Raw genomic sequence first — 22,839 nt, 5'->3', positions numbered from 1 at the left:
CTGGTTACAAATTATAATAATGCTAAAATAGCTGCTTTGAGGTTTCTAAATAAAATAAAATTATGCCAATCCCTTTTTACATTATCAATATGCAAGGCTGCGAAGACCGTTGGGAAACAACCCTAAAGCGACTTACCAGTCTACACTTAAATGCTGAACGTTTTGAAGCGACCATTGGCAAAAACCTTAGTGAACAAGAAATCCTCAAGTGGTATTGCCCGAAAAAAAATAAAAAAAGTTACAATCGCAACCTATCTGCAGGTGAAATTGGTTGCTATGTAAGCCATATGCGCCTTTGGCAAAAAATGGTCGATGAAAATATCGCTTATTGTGTTGTATTAGAGGATGACCTTTTCATTGAAGCTTCACTTAAAGATGTTGTTGATGCGGCGCTTAAATTAAAAAATTGGGATTTAATCAAGTTATCTGATAATCGAAACTTTCCATTTATTGACAGTACGCTATTAGAAAATAACCTAACAGTTGGCAACTATAAAAAAGCACCAAACGGCACTCAAGGCTACATCATTTCACTAAGCGGCGCTAAAAAACTACTGCAAAGAAAACCGTTTTTTAGACCGGTGGATGTCGATATGCAGTTTCACACTGAAGTAGGCCTAAATATGATAGGCATAAAACCCTATCCTGTTGCCGAAGATCGAAGCTTTATTAGTGAAATAACAAGCGCTAATGCAGGCTCTCATTCCAACCGCAGTACATTTATCAGAAATTTAATTCATAGATCGAGTATTCATATGCAAAGACGATATAAAACTGCGGATCTTGCCAAAATTACAAGTGAGTAATACCCAGCATATTTTTACATGTATGCATTTGATTATAAAAATTAAATCTTAATAATTTCGCCACGCAGTGGCGCCATTTTAGCTAAAATTTCATTTTGCACTGTATGTGGGATATTTTGCTCGTTCATTGCATTTATTAATAAATCGACAACGTGATTGAAGTCTTTTTCATTTATATTCATACCTGTATGAATCGCAACCATCGAGTCGCCTTTGTATTCACAAGGACCCTCAACCAGCGAACATAAATGACTAATAAACCCTTGTCGAAAATGGCTAATATTACTGTGTTCAAAGTAATGAAACACTTGTTTATCATTGCCTATTTGGGCAATAAAACTGTCAGTTAACTTTTCAAGCCCAGCTCGCTCGCCAAGTTGGTGATACAGAGAAGTGTTAGGTTGTGTTGTACACCCTGAAAGTAAGCTTAAACAACAAAAAATAAATACACTCAGTTTCATTACCAATACCCCGTAACCGATAAATACCAGCCGGTTTGTTTGTCAACACCAGCAATCCGCCCTAAGTCTAAATAGGCCGCCGTTACACTGACGTGTTTATTAGGCATCCACGCTATAAATAAATCGCGCCAATCTTGTTCGCCTAAACCTAGGTTATTGGCTTTTTGTCGATACTCAATGCCAATAGCAAGTTCACGACTTACAAACACCGCACTACTTGCTTCTAGTAAAATATGGCTATCTTCATTAGCCCCTCCATATCCTAAAAGCCCTAACTGATTGGCTTTACTGTAACGGGTGGTCACATTCCAAAACCAGTTGTACCCAGCAAGTGCGCCCAAATGTAATTTACTGGCTGCTAGGTACACATCTGTACCACTGGTATTTTTTGCGCCAACCAACTTTGCAACTGTGCCATCATCCAGTGATTTATGCTGTACACCCATGCTTAGCTGGGGCCACTTACTGTATACTATATCACCATATAAACGAATTTTTGCCCCAGAAATTGACTGCTCTATTTCTGTATTGAGCGCAGGCACATCAAACTGCTGCACTGCATAACTCAGTTCAACACGATTAAATAGGTTAAGCTGCACACCACAGGCATCTAGGCGGTAATCTGTTACATCAGCACGACTACAAAAGCCATTAACAGCCCATTCGTCCTCACTAGCATAACCCGCTAGCTGCGCCCAAGGAACTAACCCTCCTCCTGCACTGCCTTCAACTTGAGACACGCCCGGTGTTGCTAATAGTTTTCCCGTTGCAGCTACAGTTAGCGTACTGCAAAGTAAGAGTGTCATGCTCAGTAAAAATTTAATGTACACCCTGATATTCCTCTAACCATTGTTCTAGTTGTTGTGCTTTTAAAGGACGACTCAAGTAGTAACCTTGTGCATGATCGCATTGCATTTCATGAAGCAATGATAAAGACGCTGCCGTTTCTACGCCCTCGGCCACCACTGAAAACCCAAGTTGGTGTCCAAGTGTGATTGACGAGCGCACTATGTATTGATCTTTTTGTGACTCATGCAAAGTTAAAATAAAGCATTTATCTAGCTTAAGCTCATCAATAGGTAACATTTTTAATCGCCCCAATGATGTTTGCCCGACACCGTAATCGTCTAGTGATATTTTAACACCGATAGTTTTTAAGTTCTCTAACGCTTTGATACCTTGAGCTTCATTTTCGATCATATCGCGCTCCGTCAACTCAATAGTGACAGAACTTGGGCTTACATGATATTTCTTTAAGGTCGCGACTAACAAATTATGAAATCCCGCATGCGCAATATCTTGGGCTGACACATTAATGGCTGCCTGTAAGTGAATCCCTTTTTTATACCAATCGGCTATTTGCGCAATAACTGTATCGACAACCCAGGCAGTTAGTTCCACAATTAATCCTGACTGCTCAGCTAAATCAATGAACACTTCAGGCGAAACCCAGCTCCCATCATCACGTTGCCAACGAATAAGTGACTCAACCTTATCAATTTTCTGACTTTTAATATTCAACTTAGGCTGATAAGTCATAAACAGTTGCCCGTTATCATCATCAATCGCTTGTTTGAGCTCATCAAGCATGATTAAACGGTCTAAGTGCGCCTCATCTTCACCATCTTGGTAGTAATGTAAGCTTTGTTGGCTTGTTGTAGCCGCATCAACAGCAATGAGTACACGCCGCATTAAATCGTCCGCTTTAACGCCTTGTCCAGGGTACTGCACAATCCCAGCGTTAAAACGCAAACTTATTTTTAAGCTTTTAATCTGATAAGGTGCCTGTAATTGCTCAATCAAATCGGCTACAGCACATTTTATTTGGTCAGCCTCCACACTGGGGTAAACCGTTAAAAACTCATCACCGCCAATTCGTGCATGAAATCCACCAAGCTCATCAGAGAATTGACGAATACGGTTTGCCACCGCAATTAAACACTCATCTCCTACTTGCGGACCAAGCTTGTCGTTTATGTGTCTTAAGCCTTTTATATCAATAGCAACAAGCGTGTAGCATCTATCTTTAGTGAGCTGCTTTGCCAATAAATCTAACATAGCTGAACGGTTATAAAACCCTGTTAAGGTATCGTGATGTGCTTGAAAACTGATTTGCTGCTCACGCTTATTAATATCATTACCCATGTTATTAAAGGCGCTGACTAGCGTTGCTATTTCGCTGCTTTGTTTTTTACCTTCAAATTTAAAACGGTAGTCACCTTTGGCAAATTGCCTTGCGATAACCGCTAACTGTGTAAGTCCGCTGGTTAAGTTATTGGCAAGCAAACTACTGGTGATCACACCAAATAACATGGTTAACACGGCCAATGTAACTAGCGTTAGCAATAGTTGCTCAATATCTCGATAACTTGAGGTTAAATCAGCACTTAGTAGTAAGGTGACCGGGTGTGATTGCAAAGATGGTAAAGCTATTTGTTGATTTTCATAGGCCAAATATTCAGCAAAAAAACGAGCTGTAGTTTTATTTTCAAAGTACTCTATAGGTTGAAATTTTTCAGGTTGAGGTGCAAACGAGCTTGCTGCAAAACTATCTAATTGCGCAACAAAGCTAACCTCCATACCGGTTAAGCTTTTCAGCTCAGTAGTCACAGCCGATGTGATTTTGAACCCGACTAAACTGTAAGCGATAGTTCTAGGGGTTTTAACTGGCAATAATATTACTTGATAGAGCTGATTATTTAACACTACAAAGCTCGATTGTTCAGAATTATTTAATAATTCATCCATCAAGGGCTGTAGGTTATCTGCAAAATTTTGTGCATTTACATTAGCAGACACTAACCGCCCCGATAAATCGAGCAACAGCATTAAATCGGCATTGATCCGTTGGCTATGATTGTATAATACACTACTAATGGTGGCTGCATCGCGAGTAGCAACTGCCTGCTTAAAACCAAAATCAGCGGTTAACACCTTTGCAGCAGTTAATAGCAAGCTCTCTTTTGATTTTAAATATTGCTTATAAACGCTTTGCGCAACCGTTATATTTTGCTGTACTTTTTCTGCCTGAAACTTACTCGTAGACCACCAAAAACTCACTAAGCTGAGTAAAGTTGTAAGTAACACCAAGCCAACGCATAGCGTTGTTATACGGCTACGTAAATTATTGCCCATTACCTTCCCTAAATTGACTGCCAAAGGTGTTACGTGGTGCAGGCGTAGACGTATTTATAGTGATTGATACCGGGCTGGTTGATTTTATATCAAACATTTTTTTATTATCCAAAGTCGCTGTTTGCAGTGAATGCCAGACACTGGCTTGCACAGGAAAAGAGTCAACTTGTAGCTTTATTTGGCCTTGCTCGTTGCTGGTATACACATGATTACTATTAGCGACATAAATATAGCCCACCATAGAATCGTGGATATTGCAGCCTAGAACAACAACCCCTTGATTATCAAACTTAATGGGATCTTCTGGCTGACCAGAATAGAGCTTTAATTGAAAGGGCTTTGCTTTTGAAAAAGAATATACATGGTGGCGAATATTATCGCTATTTGGAAAGTTAACGTACTGACCTTGATGCACAATAAGTAGCTGTGGTGAAAACTGTTTATCAACTTGATCCATTACCGCCGTGGGTAAATTGCCCGTAGTTTTTGAGGAAGGTGAATGATTTATTTCTACGACAGCATTAGGCAATACTTGGTCATGCTGATCTTTAATAACCAAATTAATAGTATTGCCAAAGGCCGACACACTAAACAATGCACCCAGTACTAATAAATAACGACGTTTTGCAATAACTTGCATTGCCCGCTCTAACATAATCACACCTAAATATTCACTATAGGTTAAGTTAATTAGAGACGAGCACTAATTGCAAGAATTATAGCTCAGTTAGTTAAAATAAATACTTTTTTACTAGTAAAAATGAGCATTGCTATGCCTGTCTACTTACTTCGCTAATTAACGATTAACCCGTAGTCAGTATCTAAAATTGCAATCACTTCTTGGCGCGGATCATTGGGTATAACGATCTCTTTACCGATAATTTTGCTAGCGATACCCACATAAGTGTCAGACACTTCAAGCATTACTGACTCAGGTAAAATATAATCTTTTGCTAGCTGCTCACGCTCAGCCATACGGTCTTTATTTAATAACACATCACTCTCTGGAACATTATTAATTAACAGCTGACGGAAGCCTTCCTTTGAGTTTTCAACAATTTTGCCATTCTTATAAGATACTTCATCCCAAATACGCGATGAATCTGGTGTCCCTACTTCATCAATATAAATAAGTTGCTGCACACCATTTAAATCTTCTACGTAACCAAATTCAAATTTAGTATCGACGAAAATTTGCCCTAGCTTAGCTAACTCACCACTGATTAACTCGAATCCTTCTACCAATAATTTTTCGTATTTGGTGACATCGTCAGTCGATTTAAAATTAAAGACATCTAAGTTGTTTGTAATATTTTCACGAGTGATGTTTACATCATCAACGGCAGGAATATCGGCAACCCCTTCTATAATACCTTTAGTAGAAGGAGTTATAAGTACTTGCTCAAGCTTTTGATTCGCTTTTAAGTCTTCTGGAAGTTGCAAACCACAAAAGTGTCTTTCGCCTTTGGCGTAGTCGCGCCACATACTGCCGGTAATATATTGACGAGCAATCGCTTCAACTTTAACTGTACTGGCTTTACGAACAATCCATACGTATGGATGAGGAATATCAACAATATGATTACCCGCCAAACCGGCTTCATTAAACATGTTAAACCAATGAGCAGCCACTGAGTTTAATGCAATCCCTTTACCAGGAACGCCATTTAGGCCATTTTCACCTTGCCATATGCAATCAAAAGCAGAAATTCTGTCTGAAATAACCATAATGGCTAATTCAGTATCGGCAGGAACGTTATAGCCTTTTTCATTTATTAAGCGTTTGCTATCTGCATCAGTTAACCAATAAACTGAACGCACTTTGCCACTGTGTACTTTACCTTTAGTACGAATGGGTAAGTCATCGTTTACGTCTAAAACTTTATAGCTAGTCATGCTATCTCCGGGGTTTGGCATGCTCAAAGAGCAAAGTATGGAATTGGGGTTAGGCGCTCTATAATAATCTAGGCAACCACAAAGCTCAATCTTAGGCTAAAAACAAATCATCTCAGAATATTTATCTAGCTGACGCATTGGGGTAAACTTGCATGATTACTTGCCCTAAGGAGCTAGCTTGAACTATTTAACTGCCACTAAGAATAAGAAATATCTAATGTATATTTCTCAAAATTATTCCTATGCTATTTTAAGGCCATTGCAAGCAGAAATATTAGCTCAAGGAGGGGAAGTTAAATGGTTCTTAGAGGGTGATAATGTTAACCCTGACTTTTTGAAAAGTGATGAAAAAACACTAAATTCTATTCATGAGATAAACCAATGGGCGCCTGACGCAACCTTTGCACCAGCGAACTCTATCCCTACATTTTTCCCAGGAAAGAAAGTAGCTGTTTTTCACGGCTTTGATGCAGGAAAACTAAATAAAAAAGGCCAAAACGATCACTTTAAAGTTCGGGGATGTTTTGATTTATATTGTACGCAAGGCCCAAATACGACGGCTCCGTTTACGGCGTTACAAAAAAAACTGGGCTATTTTAAGGTAGTAGAAACAGGTTGGCCTCCCCTAGATCAATTCTTTAACGGTAACTCAAAGCCTAGCCATATCGATGAAACAGACTCTCGCCCAACGGTATTGATCTGCTCTACATTTTCAAAACGCTTATCTCTTGCACCTAAACTTTATGAACAAATAAAACACTTTAGTGAAAGCGGTAAATGGCGACTATTAGTTCAGTTTCATCCGAAAATGCCGCAAGAGTGGGTTAATAAATACCAAGCGTTAAGTAATGATAATCTAACCTTTGTTGAAACAGACAATGTTATTCCTTTATTACAATCTGCTGATGTAATGCTGTGCGATACTTCATCCATACTACTGATGTTTTTAGTAAAACGAAAACCGGTTGTAACGTTTTGTAATAAAGCACCTGAAAAACACTTACTTGATATTACAGATAAAAATAACGTTGAAGCCGCAATAGACTATGCACTAACTTACCCAAAAGAACTGGTGGATAATATTGAAGCTTTTTGCCAAGAATTACACCCATACACAGATGGCAAGTCAAGCCAACGAGTACTTTGCGCAACCAATGAACTGTTGCATAGTGATGAAAAGCTCAAAGCTAAACCACTTAATCTTATTAGACAATTTAAAATGCGCAAAAGACTTAACTATTGGAGTTGGTAAGACGTTATGATCAACCTTGAGAATGTATCTTTTAAATGGCATAAAAAATCAGCCAGCCCCACTCTCACTATTGAGCAACTCGCCATTGATGAAGGTGAACATGTTTTTTTACATGGGCCAAGCGGCAGTGGTAAATCTACCTTACTGGCACTACTGGCAGGCATTAATGTAACCACTAGCGGCCAACTTTGTGTTTTGAACCAAAATCTAAGTGCGCTTACCAATGCACAGCGCGATGCATTTAGAGCGGATCATATTGGCTATATTTTCCAAAACTTTAATTTACTACCTTATTTAACCCCATTAGAAAATGTATGTTTAGGGTGCCAATTTTCGAAAAAGCGTCAGCAACACGTGCTCAACCAAATTGAGAGTTTAACCAAAGAAGCTGCCCGACTTCTCAACGCACTTGGGTTAGAGCCGCACCTTCATAATCAAAATGTTGCCACTTTAAGTATTGGGCAGCAACAGCGAGTTGCTGCAGCACGTGCATTTATAGGCAGTCCTGAACTTATCATTGCCGATGAGCCTACTTCAGCACTTGATACGCAAAATCGTGAAAGCTTTATTAAGCTGCTATTTGAACAAGCAAAAAAAAGTAACAGCACGCTTGTTTTTGTCAGTCACGATGAAACATTAAAGCCACTCTTTAGCCGCACAATCGACTTAGTAAATTTACAAGGTGATGTATGATTTTATTTAAACTTGCCTATAAAAGTTTGCTAAATAGACGTGCCAGTGTATTACTGACATTGCTCACTATTGCGATTAGCGTCATGTTATTACTCAGTATTGAGCGCGTTCGCATAGATGCTAAAAGTAGTTTTAGTAATACCATTTCGGGTACCGATTTAATTGTTGGCGCACGTACTGGCGATATTCAATTACTACTCTCCTCGGTGTTTAGAATTGGCCACACTAATAATGGGGTGAGCTGGCAAAGCTATCAATACATAACAAAACAACGCGGGGTTAAATGGAGCATTCCTATCAGCCTTGGTGATAGCCATAAGGGCCAAGCAGTTTTAGGCACCACACTTGATTATTTTAAGCACTATCGATTTGCTAAAAAACAGCCCTTAGCATTTACACAAGGACAGGCTTTTTCTAGCATCAATGAAGTTGTTATAGGGAGTGAGGTTGCAAGTAAACTGGCCTATAAAATTGGTGATGAAATTGTGATTTCTCATGGTATGGGCAATACTAGCTTTCATCATCATGACGATAACCCCTTCAAAGTTGTTGGTATTTTAAAGCCTACTGGCACCCCTGTTGATAAAACATTGCATGTGCCGCTGGCGGCAATTGAATTGATTCATGGTGGCGGCCATCATGATCATGACGATCATCATGACCACTCGAGTCACGCACTAGTTGGCCATCCAAAACAAATTACCGCCTTTTTAATGGGCTTCGACTCACCGCTTTATACGCTACAAATTATGCGTAACATAAACCAATTTAAGCCAGAGCCTTTATTAGCGATTATGCCTACAGTCACACTAAAAGAGCTTTGGGAAATGCTGGCAATAATAGAAAAGATCCTATTTCTATTTTCATTTGTGGTGGTCATTATTAGCTTGCTCGGCATGTTAACCACACTGCTGGCTAACCTTAATCAACGCCGTAGAGAACTGGCAATATTACGTTCTGTGGGCGCCCGCCCTTGGCAATTATTTTCACTGATCAGTATAGAATCACTGCTCACTACCTTTTTAGGTTGCTTAGTAGGCTGTACTCTATTTTATGCGCTTATGGGCACAACCGCGGGTTACTTACAAAGCCAAGCAGGAGTGAGCATTAATATCAGTATGCTCTCTGACTATGAACTCACTTTGATTGGCGTTATTATGGCTGCGGGATTCATTATTGGCTTGATCCCCGCTACACGCGCTTACTTTTATTCTCTTAGTGATGGTATGAGTATAAAAATATAAACTTTAGGATGATCATGACGTTGTTTAAAGTAACTACACACTCTTTAATGCTATTAAGTGCAGTGCTAATTAGCTTTGCTAGCATTGCAAATCCCCCGAAGGAAATTTTTTGGGAAGACTTGATCCCACAAGGGCATGTGCAAATAGATACCCAAGCACAAGCTAATCACGAAGGCAGTGAGCAAAACTGGGTGCAACCTGATTTGGACGCGCCGGTTGTTAAAGCACTTGATGGGCAGTCTGTTAGCTTACCTGGGTTTGTTGTGCCACTTGAAGGTGACAGCGAACTTATTACCGAGTTTTTATTAGTCCCTTACTTTGGTGCCTGTATTCATGTGCCACCCCCACCGCCAAACCAGCTGGTTCATGTAACTATTAAAGGCGGTGTGCCTATCGATAGCTTATATGATGCAATTGTTGTAACGGGCGTTATTAAGACGCAAACTTGGTCTGGCGAAATAGCCCAAGTGGGTTATCAAATGCAAGCTGTTGGTGTTGCTCCCTTTGAGCTTTAATTCTTAAAATAAAACCCACTTTTAAAGTGGGTTTTATTTTGTTCTATCAACCACCCGTCCTTATATCTCGCTCAAGTTCAGACTGAGTTTTCACTGGATGACAAGTCGACTTCACCGTACTCTTATTGCTTTCATCTTCGTCAGAGCTAAAAATTGTGTAGCTATAGTCTGTTTCAACTTCACCACCTAAGCACTCATGCTCCGCAAATACTTCATTTCCATAACCGTCTGGCATTTCTTTTGACGCACACCCACTGAGGATCAGAAATGTTATTAAAATTGATATTACTTTCATATTAATCACCGTAAAAGGATATGTTATAAATTATAGTTCATACTCAAAATGCCATGAAGGAAACTTGTTGAGTAATGGTAAAAGTGCTTTTTCTTTTCTTAAATCACGACGCTCTCTCTCTAACTGTTCTCTTTCTCGGCGTAACTCTTTACTTTGGCTACTTGACGGTTTATCACTCGCTAATTCATTACTAATAGATTGCAACCGCCAATTAATATTATTAAGTCGATCATCTATCTCGGCTTTCCTTACTTCAAATTGATAACGCTCGTTACCCTCTTGCCATGCTTTTCTAAACTGTGTGTCATTACAAATCCCGTTATACGCATCCCCTCGTAAGCCCAGGGTAAAGCCATTTTCAGGCTCACAAAAGGCTGCGAGCCCCTGCTTGTAACCAACCTTATAATCATCTAGTTTTGCAGTGATACCAAACTCACTACAAGCGGATATAATTTCTCTGCCATGTTCAAATGTATACCCTTGCTCGCCATGACTAAAGCCTAGGTTTGTCCAATTGGCCTGTATACATTCATCCTGAGACAAAGAAGAGCATCCTGATAGAGATAGTACAAATAAAATGAACATACATCGGCTAAACATGCTATTTCCTAAAGTGTTATAGACTATTCAAGTACCTATTTTAAGAGATATTCGTTTAAAGTGAATAGTAAAAATGTAACAAGCTATTCTAATTCCGTTGAAGTTTAAAATTTACGACAACAACTTAACTCCTTCACCTCTAAAAATCACACGAGGCATACTTATGGTATTAAAAAGCTGCCTCATAGATGTTTCCTTTACCTAGCCGTCTGAGCCGGATTAGTAGGCACATTATTTTGCTTCATTATCCAACTGGCTATGTTATCTTTTCGCATGAACTTAACACCAGTATGCTGTTTTGCATACTGGATAAAATCATCAAGCGCTTTTACCCGTGCAGGCGTTCCTGCAATACGGTCATGAGCACTTATCGACATCATTCGTCTTCTGTGTTTTCCTTCAGCGTATAACACGTCAAACTCATCCTTTAACTCTTGCAAGTAGGCTCGAGCCGTCATAGCTGTGCTTCCTGAATAGCGCACAATGTCGTTATTACGAAAAGTATAAGGTACAACCACAAAAGGCTTATTATTTACTGGTGTAAAAGAAGGCTCATCACGCGATAGATCATCAATATGATAAATAAACCCCAGCTCTTGCAAAAGCGTAAGTGTATTTTTTGAGTGTCTCATCCAAAATGCATTAAAGCCAACCGGCCGCATGCCTGTCACTTTTTCGATAATATCTGCACTTTTAATATATGAAGCGCGCTCTTGTTCAACACTCATCGAATATTGTGGTGTCCATGTTTGGCCGTGACCCGATGCTTCATGCCCTCGCGAAACCACTTCTTTAGCAAGTGCTGGATTTAATTCCACAGCCCTGCCCACCATATGAGAGGTAACTTTAATATTATGTTTATCCCATAGATCAAGTAATCGCGGGATCCCTTCATTCATCCCATACTGATACCAAGTAGGCGAAATAGTATCGTGATAACCCTGCTCTATTTGAGGAAACGGTCCTGCATCAGAGCTATCTTGTGCTGTTGCTTCAAATTGCATTGAAATAGAAATCACTAATTGTGCATCATCAGGCCAATAACCTGATTTCTCAGGTAGTGGGGCTGCATTTAATAGCTTACTGCTGCACAGTGCCATTAAAAGAATGAGTAAAGGTAAAGCCTTCATTTTTATCTCCTAAGCTAATTAACGCGGTCCTGCCGTTACTGTGATCTCGGCTGTTTGCAAAGAGTGTTGGTGTAAGAAAAACCCTGTAAGTGCACTTGTTGCCCCTTGTGGAACAGCTAATTTTTCTACATCCAATGCATACACTTTATAGGTGTAGCTATGCTTGCGTCCTTCTGGTGGACATGGCCCAAGGTATCCGGGCTTCCCCATATCTGTATTACCTTCAATGGCTCCTTTGGGCAAAGTCGTTGAAGATAGTGAGTTACTAGTAAGAGGAATATCATGTACTACCCAGTGCCAAAAACCACTGCCAGTTGGTGCGTCATTGTCATACACTGTCACGGCAAAGCTTTTGGCTTTCTTAGGCGCATTTTGCCATTTAAGTTGTGGCCTAACATTACTCCCCTGACAACCAAAGCTATTCCAGTATTGCTCACTCTTTATTGCCTGCCCTGGCTGTAAATCAGGGCTCGATAAACTAAATTCAGCCGCAAAACTGGCACTACTAAACAGCCCGCTGATCAGTAAAGTAACGACTGAGTTTGAAAAATTAACCATTTTTAGCCCTTATATTTTCAGTTAAAAAAAGTTACTTTTGATACGCTGGGTAATCGGTATAACCTTTGGCTGTACCGCCAAACAATGTACTCCCATCGGTAATCGTGTTTAGTGGCAGTTGCTCTTGAATACGATACGGTAAGTCTGGGTTGGCAATAAAACGACGACCGAATGCAATGTAATCAACAAGACCTTGTTCAATAAGCTGCGCACCTGAATGCTCGGTATAATTACCGGCAACAATAATCGCGCCACTAAAATACTGACGAAGTGCGACTCTAAACTCTGGTGTTACGGTAGGTGCATCGTCCCAGTCCGCTTCGGCAAGATGAATATACGCAATACCAATTTGCTCAAATTGCTTTGCTGCCAATAAAATAGTGTCAATTGCTTCACTATCACCCATACCACGCTGAGTGATAAAAGGCGCTAATCTAATACCCACTTTATGAGCTCCAATGGCATTACTAATTGCGCCAATAATTTCACAGGCAAAACGAATACGGTTTTCTTGGCTACCGCCATATTCATCTGTGCGCTTATTCGCTGAACGTCTTAAAAACTGATCAATTAAATACCCGTTACCTCCATGTATTTCAACGCCATCGAAACCAGCCTCAATCGCGTTAATTGCCGCTTGCTTATAATCATTTACTATTTCTTTAATTTCTTTAACACTTAGTGCTCGTGGGGTTGGGCAGTCAAGCATCCGTCCTTCTCCATCATCGCCCACCACCCAAACTTGTGCATCTGGAGCAAGTGCAGATGGGGCAACTGGCGTTCCATCATGATGAAATGAAGAGTGCGACATTCTACCAACGTGCCAAAGTTGTAAAAATATTTTACCGCCTTCTTTATGCACAGCTTGTGTTACTTGCTTCCAACCTTCGATTTGTTCTTGCGTGTAAATACCTGGCGTAAATGAGTAACCTTTGCCCTGAGCAGAAATTTGTGTTGCTTCAGAAATAATCAGTCCTGCAGTAGCACGCTGCGCATAATAAGTGGCCATCAGTTCAGTAGGAATATCGCCCGGTTGCGCAGTTCGCGAACGGGTCATAGGTGCCATCACAATTCTATTTTGCGTAACCATGCCACCGAGGGTTTTAGCTTCAAATAAGGATTCTATAGACATAACTAACTCTCTTATAAATAATGTTTATCTGGATTTAAATTAAATTTCATCACTACTAAATAGCATTTCGACCTTTATCTCTTCTGGTCCAGGTATAAAGACTTGCTGCTCTAACAGCTCTGGCACGGTTCGCTCAAAGTAGCTTATACCTGTTTGCGCTAAGCGACTTTTCAATCCTTGATAACCTATGCTACGAATGGCAATGTGATCTACCACTCCTCGGCCTTGGGTTTTGCTGTTTAATGCTGATAAGTACCCCTGTTGCGCTTTATTACCCGTGGCATTAACCAAATGAATCAAAGCAACATTATCACTGCCGTATAACCATGCCCCCTCGAAAGGGAAAGGCGGACGATACCCTTCAACTAGCCCAACTGAATTTATAAAGAACTGTCGCATCGCCTGGTAATCACAACTAGAAATTAATACATGATCTAAACGCATAAACTTTCTCTGTTGATAATGAGTACAACCAGTTTAACTATTTACTTAAATTTGATAATTGAGTTAATATCAAAAACACTATTCATTATTACTGAATTATAAAAAGTGAGGAACGATGGCTAAGATTGATGATATGCAGCTTTTTGTTCATGTGGTGCGCTCTGGCGGGCTTGCTGCAGCTGGGCGAAAAATTGGTTTATCGCCTGCGAGTATGACGGCACGTATCAACCAGCTTGAAAATCACTATCAAACCCGACTCTTAATACGTAATACTCGAAGTATTAAATTAACCGAGGCTGGAGAGCACTTTTTTCAAGGCTGTTTAAGAGTGATTGCTGAAATTGATGCCGCAGAGCAAAGTATTCAGCTTAGTAAAAATACTCTTTCGGGTAGTCTCAAAGTAACCGCACCCTCTGACTTTGGTAAACAGTTTGTTGCCCCTGCAATAGCTAAATTTGTAGCACTGAATCCACAAGTAAAACCACACCTACATTTAACCGATGGCTTAGTTAATCTAGTTGAAGAAGGCATTGATATTGCTATTCGCTTTGGAAACTTACCCGATAGTAATTTGATTAGCCGAATGATCAAAGCCAATAAACGTGTGTTATGTGCTTCAGCTGAATATTTAAAGATACATGGCCAACCTTTACAACCAAGCGATTTATTAAATCATCGCTGCTTAGTAATGGAGAGACTTGGTCAATCGATGCATGATTGGCATTTTAAAGACGAGGTAATTCGCGTACCTGTAGCTATGAGTAGCAGTGATGGTGCAGTGATCAGACAGTGGGCAATTAACGGTGCAGGTATTGCTCTAAAATCAATGGTAGATATTAATGATGATCTGACTAAGGGTAGTTTAGTGACGCTACTTGATGACTATATTCTCGGTTTTAGTAATAAAGATAAACAGCAAGTTGGCTTACAGTTTCTTTACCCCTCAAGGCAATTTCAGCCACGACAAGTTGCCGCATTTATGGATTTTTTTCAGCAGCAAATTTAACAATAAACAGCCAACAAAATAAAACCTTGAGAGTTTGCACTTCCAAGGTTTTATTTATAACGTTTGGCAGTTATAAAAATTAAGCCGTGCCACCTACTGTTAGGTTATCTATTTTCAGGCTTGGCTGGCCAACGCCTACTGGTACACTTTGACCGTCTTTACCACAAACACCGACGCCTTTATCAAGCGCTAAATCATTACCTACCATAGAGATTTGTTGCATAACCTCAGGGCCATTACCAATTAATGTTGCCCCTTTAATTGGCTGAGTAATTTTACCATTTTCAATTAAGTAAGCTTCTGAGGCACTAAACACAAACTTACCTGAGGTGATATCCACTTGACCGCCACCAAAATTAGGGGCAAACACGCCTTTTTTAACCGTGCTGATAATATCAGCTTGGCTGTGCTCTCCACCTAACATGTAAGTGTTGGTCATACGTGGCATTGGTAAATGCGCGTATGACTCACGACGTGCGTTACCTGTTGGGTTTACCCCCATCAAACGCGCGTTCATTTTATCTTGCATATAGCCTTTTAAAATACCGTTTTCGATAAGTACGTTATAGGCTGCAGGCGTACCTTCGTCATCCACATTAAGTGAACCACGACGATCAGCCATAGTACCATCATCAACCACAGTACATAGCTCTGAAGCAACTTTTTGCCCTACTTTACCGCTAAACGCAGACGCGCCTTTACGGTTAAAGTCACCCTCGAGGCCATGGCCTACCGCTTCGTGTAACAACACACCTGGCCAGCCATTACCTAATACCACTTCCATAGTACCTGCAGGGGCATCAATAGCTTCTAAGTTTACTTTAGCTTGACGAACGGCTTCTTCTGCAAAACCCATCCAACGCGGCTTACCATCAACCAGCTCTTTAAAATAACCATAATCTAGGCGCGCACCGCCACCAGCACCACCACGTTCACGGCGACCATTTTTCTCTAGCAATACAGAGCAGTTTAAACGGATCAGTGGGCGAATATCGGTAGCAAAGGTGCCATCGCTAGCTGCAATTAATACTTCTTCGTATACCGCAGACATTGAGCTAATGACTTGCTCAGCATCTGGGGCTAATTCGCGAATATAGTTTTCAAGCTCACGTAACAAATTAACTTTATCGGTATCGCTCATGCTAGAAATTGGTTGATGTGGCGCGTACTGCTCTTTAGCAGCCACGTCACTAAATACTTTAACCGCTTTATCTTCACCTGCATCGGCAATACTACGTGCAGCAGTTGCGGCCTTATTTAGCGCTTCTAAATTAATTGCGTCTGAATACGAAAAACCAGTTTTTTCACCACTAACAGCCCGTACGCCAACACCACGTTCAACGTTATAAGAGCCTTCTTTTACCAAACCATCTTCTAGCACCCAAGACTCATGATGACTCGATTGAAAATAAAGGTCGGCATAATCAACTTTGTGCTGGTGAATATAAGCTAATGTTTTTTCGAGTTCTTCTCGATTTAGCTGGCTGTCGTGTAATAAATGCTGTTCAACCGAATTCATAATAATGGCTCTCTAAATCGTTGGTGAGATTGCAGCGGCATATCTCGTCTAATTTTGTGTAACTGGTTCAAATCTACGGTACAACTAATAAAACCAAGCCCTGTTGGTTTTTCACTTAATGTCTCACCCCAGGGCGATAACATCAGGCTGTGACCATAAGTTTGTCTACCGTTTTCATGTGTTCCATATTGCGCTGCAGCAATAACATAACACTGCGTTTCTATGGCACGTGCTGCAAGTAGCGGCTGCCAATGCGCTTTACCTGTTGGAACAGTAAACGCACTGGGTACTAATATAATTTCTGCGCCTTTACGAGCTAAGGCATTAAATAAACCAGCAAAGCGCAAATCATAACATACTGTTAAACCAATTTTACCAAAGGGAGAATCAACAACCACAATCTCATCGCCCGCTTGAGTAAAGTCGGACTCTCGGTAGCTGCCGGTCTGGTCATCTACCTCAACATCAAATAAATGTATTTTGTTATAGCTTGCAACAATATCGCCTTGGTTATTAAACAAGTGTGAGGCAGCGTAATACTTATGTTGGTCATAGGGCTCTGGCATGGTGCCAGCATTTAACCAAATATTGTGTTTACGACACAATTCACTAATTTGCTGTTTATATTGCTCAATACGCTGTGACACTAACAACGTATCACCAGCGTGTTTACTAAACACTAAAAACGCTTCTGGTAAACATACTAACAAAGGCCGCGTGCTTGGTAATTCAGCTAATGCTTGCTTTAAAGCTGCAATGTTATCATCAGGGTTAAAGCCTGAGCACATTTGCAATGCGATAATCGCAGGAGATGAGTTTATACGTTGTTTATTCATTGCGCGGCGCTAACCTCAGCATCTTTGAGTTTTAACTCTGAGGATGCTCGCGGCTGATTTTGTGCTGCTTGTGGCAAGGTCACCTCTCGGCTCTTACGATCTAACTCTTGTACCTGAGGATCGTTCATTTTACCCGTCACTTTAAAGTTGATCTCTGAGATCACTCGCGCAGAATGAATTACTTTATCAATTGCTAAAGCTGCAAGCCCCGTTACTGGGTTAACCATCCAAGCCACAATTACTGGAATACTCGACGTTACTTGCGGTGCTACTGCTAAGTCGTAGTCAATTTCGAGAGTATTTAAATTTGCATACCCTTTAATCGAGAGATCGGCAGGCACCCCATCCATTTTAGTATCTTGGGTATAGGCAATGCCCTTATCTATCTGCATCGTACCTTTCATGCTGTTATAGAAAAAACCTTTAGAAAATACATCTCTAAAATCAAGTTTTAGCTTACGCACTAATGAATCAAGGCTCAGTAATGAAAATACCCGTGCGCCTCCATCACTGACTTCAGTTAAATGGCCTTCGCCTAAATCCCAACTAATTTCACCGTCTAAACTAGCAATGTCTAAGTTATAAGGCGCCGCTTGCCAATTTAGTTGATAATTTAGATTGGCGTTTGAGTCTTTAATAGTAGTGGTGATATCAAATTCATTAAATAAAGCGCCAATATCATCACTTTTAAGTTCGCCGCTGATTGCTGTTAGGCCATTTTGCCACTGCCCTTTAGTACGTAATATATGATCGCCCTTATCAACTACTAGCTCAGAAATAAGCAGTTTTTTACCATCACCTAATAATGAGGCGCTGACTTTATCTAGCTGATAATGGCTAACCTTACAATCGGCACATTCAAACTCAATAGCAGGCAAATTTGTAAGCCATGCAAGTTGTTCAGGAGATGATTTTTCGCTTGGTTGCTCTGTTTCGGCCTCTAAAAAATTAAGCCTTAAATAGTCACTGTTTATTCGAATCGGCTGACTTGATTGCTCGCTGGGAATGAACACTTCTGCTCGTAATTCTTTAGCATTGAGCCTTAATTGCAAGTTATTATTTAAGGGCGATAAACGCATATCAAAATCATTAAACTGCATGCCACTCACATTAAAAGAGTTAATATTCGCAACAACCTCATACAAAGGCGGCATAATACCTGGCGATGCACTCTCTGGCTGCGCTTTAGCTGCATTAATAATTTGATCAATTAAATCAATCCAAGGTAATAACTCACTTTGCGCTAAGTTAATACTTACCGTTAAATCTTGCGCGTTAAGCCCTAAATCTTTGTTACCGATTATAAAGTGGGCGTTGTTAAACTGTGATTTAGCATTGTCTAGAATGGCATTAAAATACACTAGCTGATCAACGTTTGCAGTGATCAAGTTAGATATATCATCACCCTGAATAACTGCACTCAGTGGCCAAGCTTGCTCACTGCTTTTTGTATATGCTCCAGGCAAAGAACTACTTAAGCCAATAAGTGGCGATTCAACTTGGGCACGATAGTTAAACCCTTGCTCGGTAAAATTAAGCTCCAAAGCAATATCAACATCACTTTGCCCACTTAAGTAACCATCTAAAATGCCTTGCCCACGGTTTATAAGTGTTTGTGCATCAAGCTGAGCATTTATATTTATATTAGCGAGATAATCCTCTGCGTTTGCGTCACTATTGTAGTTAATAGTTAATGGCATACCCAGCCATGTAGCCGTTGCATTAGTGAGATTTATTTGTTGGTTATTAAAGCTAAGTTCGCCCTTTAAATGCTCAAGAGAAATACCAGGTGCAGAAATGTAGAGAGGTGAGTCGAGTAAATTAACCTTACCATTGACGCTGGCTCCCCCCTCAAATTGTGAACCTATTAGCAATTCAATATTTGCACTTGCCAGCCCCTGCCCTTGCACAACATTAAAAATATCAGCTAATGGATTTGCTAAAGGCGTAGCGGCAAAAAAATCGTGCATTTTTTCAAGCTCAGCTTGCTTATCAATATTAACCACCAACGGCGCATCGCCCATTAAGTCATCAATACTCACATGCACACTGCTGCCAATGTCAAGATTTACCAGCTGGCCTTGCTGACTATATATATCCATTCGCTCATTAGCAAAATGCAGTTTTACATTGGCATTAGTAACTGCTGGCCAATCGGGATCGAATTGGTAGGTGGCATTATCTATTTGTGCTATTACATCAAACTGCCCTGAACCATCGTCAAATGGAAAGCCTGATAGTGGGCCAGAAAATAACACCTGAGTATTTGATACTTCGCCTGCTTTTATTGCGCCATTTAAATAACTAACTAAGTCAGGACTCATTAACGTTAAAGGAAAATAGTGACCGGCAATACTGGCATCTGGTGCAAACGCTTCAGCATATAAATCTAAGCGTGGCGTATCACCCAAACTCAGCTGCATTTGTGCGCTTAAAGTCACCTCATTGTTATCAAGCCAAAGGTTATCACTGCTGATGTACCAATCGCCTGAGCGCTTAGCTAAATCTAGCTCAATATTTAATTGGTTATAATCAATATTATTACTAAAGCTAGCGCCTGTAATTAAATGGCTGTTCTCACCAAAAATCGCAATGCGACCATACTGTTGATTAACCAGCCCATTAACTCTTAAAGATTGAGCGGCAGGTACGGCGTTTTTTTCTTGCCAGCTAATTTCATCAGCATCAAACCATAATTGCCATTGCTTTGTATCGGCAAACTCAAAGTACGCAGCCTTTATTTGTCCGCTAGGTTGGCGTGCTAAAAAAGGGGCTAAGTCGGTAAAATTAGTCAACTCAGCTAAATCACTCAATAGCGCTAAATCAAGTTGCTGTAGCCATACTTTATTTTGCTTACCCAATAAGGCTTCAAATTCAAGGCTTGGCCAAGTGGTTTCACCCGTACTAAATGCTAAGCCCGTGCTTTTTAATCGCCAGCTATTTTGCTCAGGGTATAAATGAAATCCCCCTTCACTTAGGCTTACATTTTGTGTTTGCTCATTGAGCTGCCAATTTACCGCGCTCGGTAACCACTGAACTTTTACGTCACTCACTAGGCCTTGCTCTAATCTAAGCCAAGCTTGTAAGTTTAAATCGCTATGTAGATGCTGCTTTTGAGTATTAATGTATTGCGCTAACCAATTTGACACATCAACCTGATTAGCCTGCACATACAAATCACCCACCATTTGCTCTAAGGTTTCACCCTTGAGTGCAATACGCGCATCAAAATTCCCTACCGAAATACCCGGTAATGCTAGACTACCGCTACCAAGGTGTTGTTTATCTTGGTTTTGCCATACAATGTTTTCTAATAACAGTTTACGTTCTTTGTTATCTTCTAAAACAAAATTGATACTGGAGTTTTCTATTGCAAAATGACCGGTTTCACCTAAAAACAGCCCTTCTATTAATTCCTTTTGCTCAAATGACACATCGTCTTGATTACCTACAAATAAATTCGCGACATTAACCTTGGTATGAAAACCATTGATCACAAAGTAATTCGACTTAAGTTGAAGAGACTTTAGGCTTTCCCAAAGGTTTAGCTCTAAACTGGTTTTCGCAATAGTTAAAGAAATAGGGGCGGTTTGGTTGTCTTTAAATGATAATTCTTCGAGCACTAAGGCAGGGCCATTACCTTGCCAACTTGCCGATATAGCGCCTATCGATAGGCTAATATCAAACTTGCTATCAAGATAATTTTCTATCTCGCCTTTATAGTCATTTGCGTAGGGTAAGGTGTATTTTAAAATAGAAACAATGACGGCCAGTAGCACCAAAATTACAGCACTTATTTGCCATAATTTGCGCATACAAAAGAAACAGGCCGCTTTAAATTTCATTACATCATTACCACATCAAACTGCTCTTGGCTGTATAAGCTCTCTGTTTGGATATTAACTTGCTTGCCAATAAATAACTCTAACTCTGCAAGGTTATGATATTCGTCATTTAATAGCGCTTCACATACTGCAGGAGATGCATAAACTACAAACTTATCCGCATCGTAAGCCCGGTTCACACGTACTATCTCACGAAGGATTTCATAGCATACGGTCTCAACCGTTTTTTGAGAGCCTCGCCCTGAACATGCAGGACATACATCACACAGTATATGCTCTAAACTTTCGCGAGTTCGCTTGCGGGTCATTTCAACCAGCCCTAATGCTGATAAACCATTAATATTGGCTTTAGCACGATCTTTAGCGAGCGCAGACTCTAATGAGTGCATTACCCGGCGTTTGTGCTCATCGCTCACCATATCAATAAAGTCGATAATAATAATACCGCCCAAATTGCGCAGCCTTAGTTGACGAGCAATAGCTGAGGTTGCTTCAACATTGGTATTAAAAATAGTTTCTTCAAGGTTACGGTGACCAACAAATGCACCGGTATTAACATCAACCGTGGTCATTGCTTCTGTTTGATCTATGATCAGATACCCGCCAGACTTTAAAGTCACCTTACGATGCAATGCCTTTTGAATTTCACTTTCTACATCAAATAAGTCAAAAATGGGTCGCTCGCCCGGGTAATACTCAAGTACTTGTGATAATAACGGCACAAATTCTTCAGTAAACAGCTTAAGCTCTTGATAGGTAAGCTTAGAGTCAACACGAATGCGCTCCATATCTTCGCCCACGTAATCACGTAACGTTCTAAAAGCCAGCGTGAGATCTTCATGCAGAATACTCGCTTTGCTAGTTTTACGGCGCTTAGAAACTATTTTATCCCACAGTTTTTTTAAAAACGCAGCATCGTGGCGAAGCTCTACTTCACTTGCGCCTTCTGCGGCAGTTCTAACAATAAAGCTACCGTTTTCATCACCATATTCAGCAACAATTTTTTTAAGCCTAGCGCGTTCCTCTTCCGTTTCGATACGTTGACTCACACCAACATGCGTCGCATCTGGCATAAATACTAAATAGCGTGACGGTATAGTAATATCAGTGGTTAAGCGAGCACCTTTACTGCCTAATGGATCTTTAACCACTTGCACCATAATGTACTGACCTTGGCGAACAAGCTCACGAATATCTTGGACTTTTTTAATTGGCTCGTCGTCAACACCTTCAACAATAGAAGCACTATTGACGATATCTGAAGCGTGCAAAAAGGCGGCTTTCTCTAAGCCTATATCAACAAAAGCGGCTTGCATTCCAGGTAGCACGCGACTTATTTTACCTAAGTAAATATTGCCTACTATGCCTAAATTACCAATACGCTCTAGCTGAATTTCTTGTAATACACCGTTTTCGATTAGGGCAACGCGACTTTCACTTGGCGTGACATTGATCAGTAGTTCTGTACTCAT

At 40.4% G+C, this 22,839-nt stretch carries 21 protein-coding genes; 6 read left to right on the top strand and 15 right to left on the bottom strand.

Annotation, left to right across the window (positions count from 1 at the left end):
- Positions 1–62: 62 nt before the first annotated feature.
- Positions 63–806 carry a glycosyltransferase family 25 protein gene (locus ACNSN2_RS01120; protein WP_418608223.1) on the top strand — a complete coding sequence of 248 codons (744 nt, stop codon included), beginning with the start codon at positions 63–65 and terminating at the stop codon, positions 804–806.
- Positions 807–847: 41 nt separating this feature from the next.
- Here ACNSN2_RS01120 and ACNSN2_RS01115 read toward each other — a convergent pair whose 3' ends face one another.
- The 5 genes from ACNSN2_RS01115 to ACNSN2_RS01095 form a co-directional block, all read right to left on the bottom strand.
- Positions 848–1,267: a group I truncated hemoglobin gene (locus ACNSN2_RS01115; RefSeq protein WP_054202515.1), complete on the bottom strand. Its 420-nt coding sequence runs from the start codon at positions 1,265–1,267 to the stop codon at positions 848–850.
- Positions 1,267–2,073 (bottom strand): DUF3034 family protein, encoded by an 807-nt coding sequence (locus tag ACNSN2_RS01110; protein WP_418609027.1) that lies wholly within the window; start codon positions 2,071–2,073, stop codon positions 1,267–1,269. The genes ACNSN2_RS01115 and ACNSN2_RS01110 overlap by 1 nt, the downstream gene beginning before the upstream one ends.
- Positions 2,074–2,086: 13 nt before the next feature.
- Positions 2,087–4,402 (bottom strand): EAL domain-containing protein, encoded by a 2,316-nt coding sequence (locus ACNSN2_RS01105; RefSeq protein ID WP_418608221.1) that lies wholly within the window; start codon positions 4,400–4,402, stop codon positions 2,087–2,089.
- Positions 4,392–5,057 carry a methylamine utilization protein gene (locus ACNSN2_RS01100; protein WP_418608219.1) on the bottom strand — a complete coding sequence of 222 codons (666 nt, stop codon included), beginning with the start codon at positions 5,055–5,057 and terminating at the stop codon, positions 4,392–4,394. The genes ACNSN2_RS01105 and ACNSN2_RS01100 overlap by 11 nt, the downstream gene beginning before the upstream one ends.
- A gap of 137 nt (positions 5,058–5,194) precedes the next feature.
- On the bottom strand, positions 5,195–6,298 hold the full coding sequence (locus ACNSN2_RS01095; RefSeq protein ID WP_418608217.1) for a phosphoribosylaminoimidazolesuccinocarboxamide synthase: 1,104 nt from the start codon (positions 6,296–6,298) through the stop codon (positions 5,195–5,197).
- Positions 6,299–6,515: 217 nt separating this feature from the next.
- Between ACNSN2_RS01095 and ACNSN2_RS01090 the strand changes: the two genes are divergently transcribed.
- The 4 genes from ACNSN2_RS01090 to ACNSN2_RS01075 are packed head-to-tail and all read left to right on the top strand — an operon-like array spanning position 6,516 to position 10,002.
- Entirely contained in the window at positions 6,516–7,550 is a 1,035-nt protein-coding gene (locus ACNSN2_RS01090) for a CDP-glycerol glycerophosphotransferase family protein (protein ID WP_418608215.1), read from the top strand.
- A gap of 6 nt (positions 7,551–7,556) precedes the next feature.
- Entirely contained in the window at positions 7,557–8,243 is a 687-nt protein-coding gene (locus ACNSN2_RS01085) for an ABC transporter ATP-binding protein (RefSeq protein ID WP_418608213.1), read from the top strand.
- Complete coding sequence (locus tag ACNSN2_RS01080; protein WP_418608211.1) at positions 8,240–9,487, top strand: ABC transporter permease; 1,248 nt, start codon at positions 8,240–8,242, stop codon at positions 9,485–9,487. The genes ACNSN2_RS01085 and ACNSN2_RS01080 overlap by 4 nt, the downstream gene beginning before the upstream one ends.
- 14 nt (positions 9,488–9,501) lie before the next feature.
- A complete protein-coding gene (locus ACNSN2_RS01075; RefSeq protein WP_008468279.1) occupies positions 9,502–10,002 on the top strand; it encodes a DUF3299 domain-containing protein in 501 nt (166 codons plus the stop codon).
- Positions 10,003–10,048: 46 nt separating this feature from the next.
- Here the strand turns inward: ACNSN2_RS01075 and ACNSN2_RS01070 are convergent, their stop codons facing one another.
- From ACNSN2_RS01070 to ACNSN2_RS01045, 6 genes are all read right to left on the bottom strand, one after another.
- A complete protein-coding gene (locus ACNSN2_RS01070) occupies positions 10,049–10,297 on the bottom strand; it encodes a hypothetical protein (RefSeq protein WP_010390486.1) in 249 nt (82 codons plus the stop codon).
- Positions 10,298–10,327: 30 nt separating this feature from the next.
- Positions 10,328–10,897 (bottom strand): DUF2799 domain-containing protein, encoded by a 570-nt coding sequence (locus ACNSN2_RS01065; RefSeq protein WP_418608208.1) that lies wholly within the window; start codon positions 10,895–10,897, stop codon positions 10,328–10,330.
- Between the two features lie 197 nt (positions 10,898–11,094).
- Positions 11,095–11,997: a polysaccharide deacetylase family protein gene (locus tag ACNSN2_RS01060; protein WP_418609026.1), complete on the bottom strand. Its 903-nt coding sequence runs from the start codon at positions 11,995–11,997 to the stop codon at positions 11,095–11,097.
- 48 nt (positions 11,998–12,045) lie between these two features.
- Positions 12,046–12,585 carry a YbhB/YbcL family Raf kinase inhibitor-like protein gene (locus ACNSN2_RS01055; RefSeq protein ID WP_010390480.1) on the bottom strand — a complete coding sequence of 180 codons (540 nt, stop codon included), beginning with the start codon at positions 12,583–12,585 and terminating at the stop codon, positions 12,046–12,048.
- A 31-nt stretch (positions 12,586–12,616) separates the two neighbouring features.
- Complete coding sequence (locus ACNSN2_RS01050) at positions 12,617–13,717, bottom strand: alkene reductase (RefSeq protein WP_418608206.1); 1,101 nt, start codon at positions 13,715–13,717, stop codon at positions 12,617–12,619.
- Between the two features lie 39 nt (positions 13,718–13,756).
- Complete coding sequence (locus ACNSN2_RS01045) at positions 13,757–14,161, bottom strand: lactoylglutathione lyase (protein ID WP_010390477.1); 405 nt, start codon at positions 14,159–14,161, stop codon at positions 13,757–13,759.
- Positions 14,162–14,276: 115 nt separating this feature from the next.
- On the opposite strand from ACNSN2_RS01045, the gene ACNSN2_RS01040 reads away from it, so the two are divergent.
- Complete coding sequence (locus tag ACNSN2_RS01040; protein ID WP_075170523.1) at positions 14,277–15,167, top strand: LysR family transcriptional regulator; 891 nt, start codon at positions 14,277–14,279, stop codon at positions 15,165–15,167.
- Between the two features lie 79 nt (positions 15,168–15,246).
- Here the strand turns inward: ACNSN2_RS01040 and tldD are convergent, their stop codons facing one another.
- Genes tldD through rng form a run of 4 tightly spaced genes read right to left on the bottom strand, consistent with a single transcriptional unit; the run spans position 15,247 to position 22,839 of the window.
- Positions 15,247–16,686, bottom strand: coding sequence for a metalloprotease TldD (tldD, locus tag ACNSN2_RS01035; protein ID WP_055012250.1), 1,440 nt, complete (start codon positions 16,684–16,686; stop codon positions 15,247–15,249).
- Positions 16,683–17,522, bottom strand: a complete 840-nt coding sequence (locus tag ACNSN2_RS01030) for a carbon-nitrogen hydrolase family protein (RefSeq protein WP_054202527.1) — start codon at positions 17,520–17,522, stop codon at positions 16,683–16,685. The genes tldD and ACNSN2_RS01030 overlap by 4 nt, the downstream gene beginning before the upstream one ends.
- Complete coding sequence (locus ACNSN2_RS01025) at positions 17,519–21,367, bottom strand: YhdP family protein (protein ID WP_418608202.1); 3,849 nt, start codon at positions 21,365–21,367, stop codon at positions 17,519–17,521. The genes ACNSN2_RS01030 and ACNSN2_RS01025 overlap by 4 nt, the downstream gene beginning before the upstream one ends.
- Positions 21,367–22,839 (bottom strand): ribonuclease G, encoded by a 1,473-nt coding sequence (gene rng / locus ACNSN2_RS01020; RefSeq protein WP_418608200.1) that lies wholly within the window; start codon positions 22,837–22,839, stop codon positions 21,367–21,369. Before rng ends, ACNSN2_RS01025 begins: the two co-directional genes overlap by 1 nt.

It is taken from the genome of Pseudoalteromonas sp. US3C1013 (genome assembly GCF_048401115.1).
GTDB lineage: Bacteria > Pseudomonadota > Gammaproteobacteria > Enterobacterales > Alteromonadaceae > Pseudoalteromonas > Pseudoalteromonas undina.
Note: the sequence above shows the minus strand (reverse complement) of the source record. Positions and strands in the feature narration are given on the sequence as shown.

Bases quoted from the DNA above. Each gene is read 5' to 3' on its own strand.
- ACNSN2_RS01105 (WP_418608221.1), bottom strand. From the start codon at position 4,402: ATGGGCAATAATTTACGTAGCCGTATAACAACGCTATGCGTTGGCTTG.
- ACNSN2_RS01075 (WP_008468279.1), top strand. From the start codon at position 9,502: ATGACGTTGTTTAAAGTAACTACACACTCTTTAATGCTATTAAGTGCA.
- ACNSN2_RS01090 (WP_418608215.1), top strand. From the start codon at position 6,516: ATGTATATTTCTCAAAATTATTCCTATGCTATTTTAAGGCCATTGCAA.
- ACNSN2_RS01100 (WP_418608219.1), bottom strand. From the start codon at position 5,057: ATGTTAGAGCGGGCAATGCAAGTTATTGCAAAACGTCGTTATTTATTA.
- ACNSN2_RS01055 (WP_010390480.1), bottom strand. From the start codon at position 12,585: ATGGTTAATTTTTCAAACTCAGTCGTTACTTTACTGATCAGCGGGCTG.
- ACNSN2_RS01095 (WP_418608217.1), bottom strand. From the start codon at position 6,298: ATGACTAGCTATAAAGTTTTAGACGTAAACGATGACTTACCCATTCGT.
- tldD (WP_055012250.1), bottom strand. From the start codon at position 16,686: ATGAATTCGGTTGAACAGCATTTATTACACGACAGCCAGCTAAATCGA.
- ACNSN2_RS01030 (WP_054202527.1), bottom strand. From the start codon at position 17,522: ATGAATAAACAACGTATAAACTCATCTCCTGCGATTATCGCATTGCAA.
- ACNSN2_RS01040 (WP_075170523.1), top strand. From the start codon at position 14,277: ATGGCTAAGATTGATGATATGCAGCTTTTTGTTCATGTGGTGCGCTCT.
- rng (WP_418608200.1), bottom strand. From the start codon at position 22,839: ATGAGTACAGAACTACTGATCAATGTCACGCCAAGTGAAAGTCGCGTT.
- ACNSN2_RS01115 (WP_054202515.1), bottom strand. From the start codon at position 1,267: ATGAAACTGAGTGTATTTATTTTTTGTTGTTTAAGCTTACTTTCAGGG.
- ACNSN2_RS01120 (WP_418608223.1), top strand. From the start codon at position 63: ATGCCAATCCCTTTTTACATTATCAATATGCAAGGCTGCGAAGACCGT.
- ACNSN2_RS01025 (WP_418608202.1), bottom strand. From the start codon at position 21,367: ATGAAATTTAAAGCGGCCTGTTTCTTTTGTATGCGCAAATTATGGCAA.
- ACNSN2_RS01065 (WP_418608208.1), bottom strand. From the start codon at position 10,897: ATGTTTAGCCGATGTATGTTCATTTTATTTGTACTATCTCTATCAGGA.
- ACNSN2_RS01045 (WP_010390477.1), bottom strand. From the start codon at position 14,161: ATGCGTTTAGATCATGTATTAATTTCTAGTTGTGATTACCAGGCGATG.
- ACNSN2_RS01085 (WP_418608213.1), top strand. From the start codon at position 7,557: ATGATCAACCTTGAGAATGTATCTTTTAAATGGCATAAAAAATCAGCC.
- ACNSN2_RS01050 (WP_418608206.1), bottom strand. From the start codon at position 13,717: ATGTCTATAGAATCCTTATTTGAAGCTAAAACCCTCGGTGGCATGGTT.
- ACNSN2_RS01060 (WP_418609026.1), bottom strand. From the start codon at position 11,997: ATGGCACTGTGCAGCAGTAAGCTATTAAATGCAGCCCCACTACCTGAG.
- ACNSN2_RS01080 (WP_418608211.1), top strand. From the start codon at position 8,240: ATGATTTTATTTAAACTTGCCTATAAAAGTTTGCTAAATAGACGTGCC.
- ACNSN2_RS01110 (WP_418609027.1), bottom strand. From the start codon at position 2,073: ATGACACTCTTACTTTGCAGTACGCTAACTGTAGCTGCAACGGGAAAA.
- ACNSN2_RS01070 (WP_010390486.1), bottom strand. From the start codon at position 10,297: ATGAAAGTAATATCAATTTTAATAACATTTCTGATCCTCAGTGGGTGT.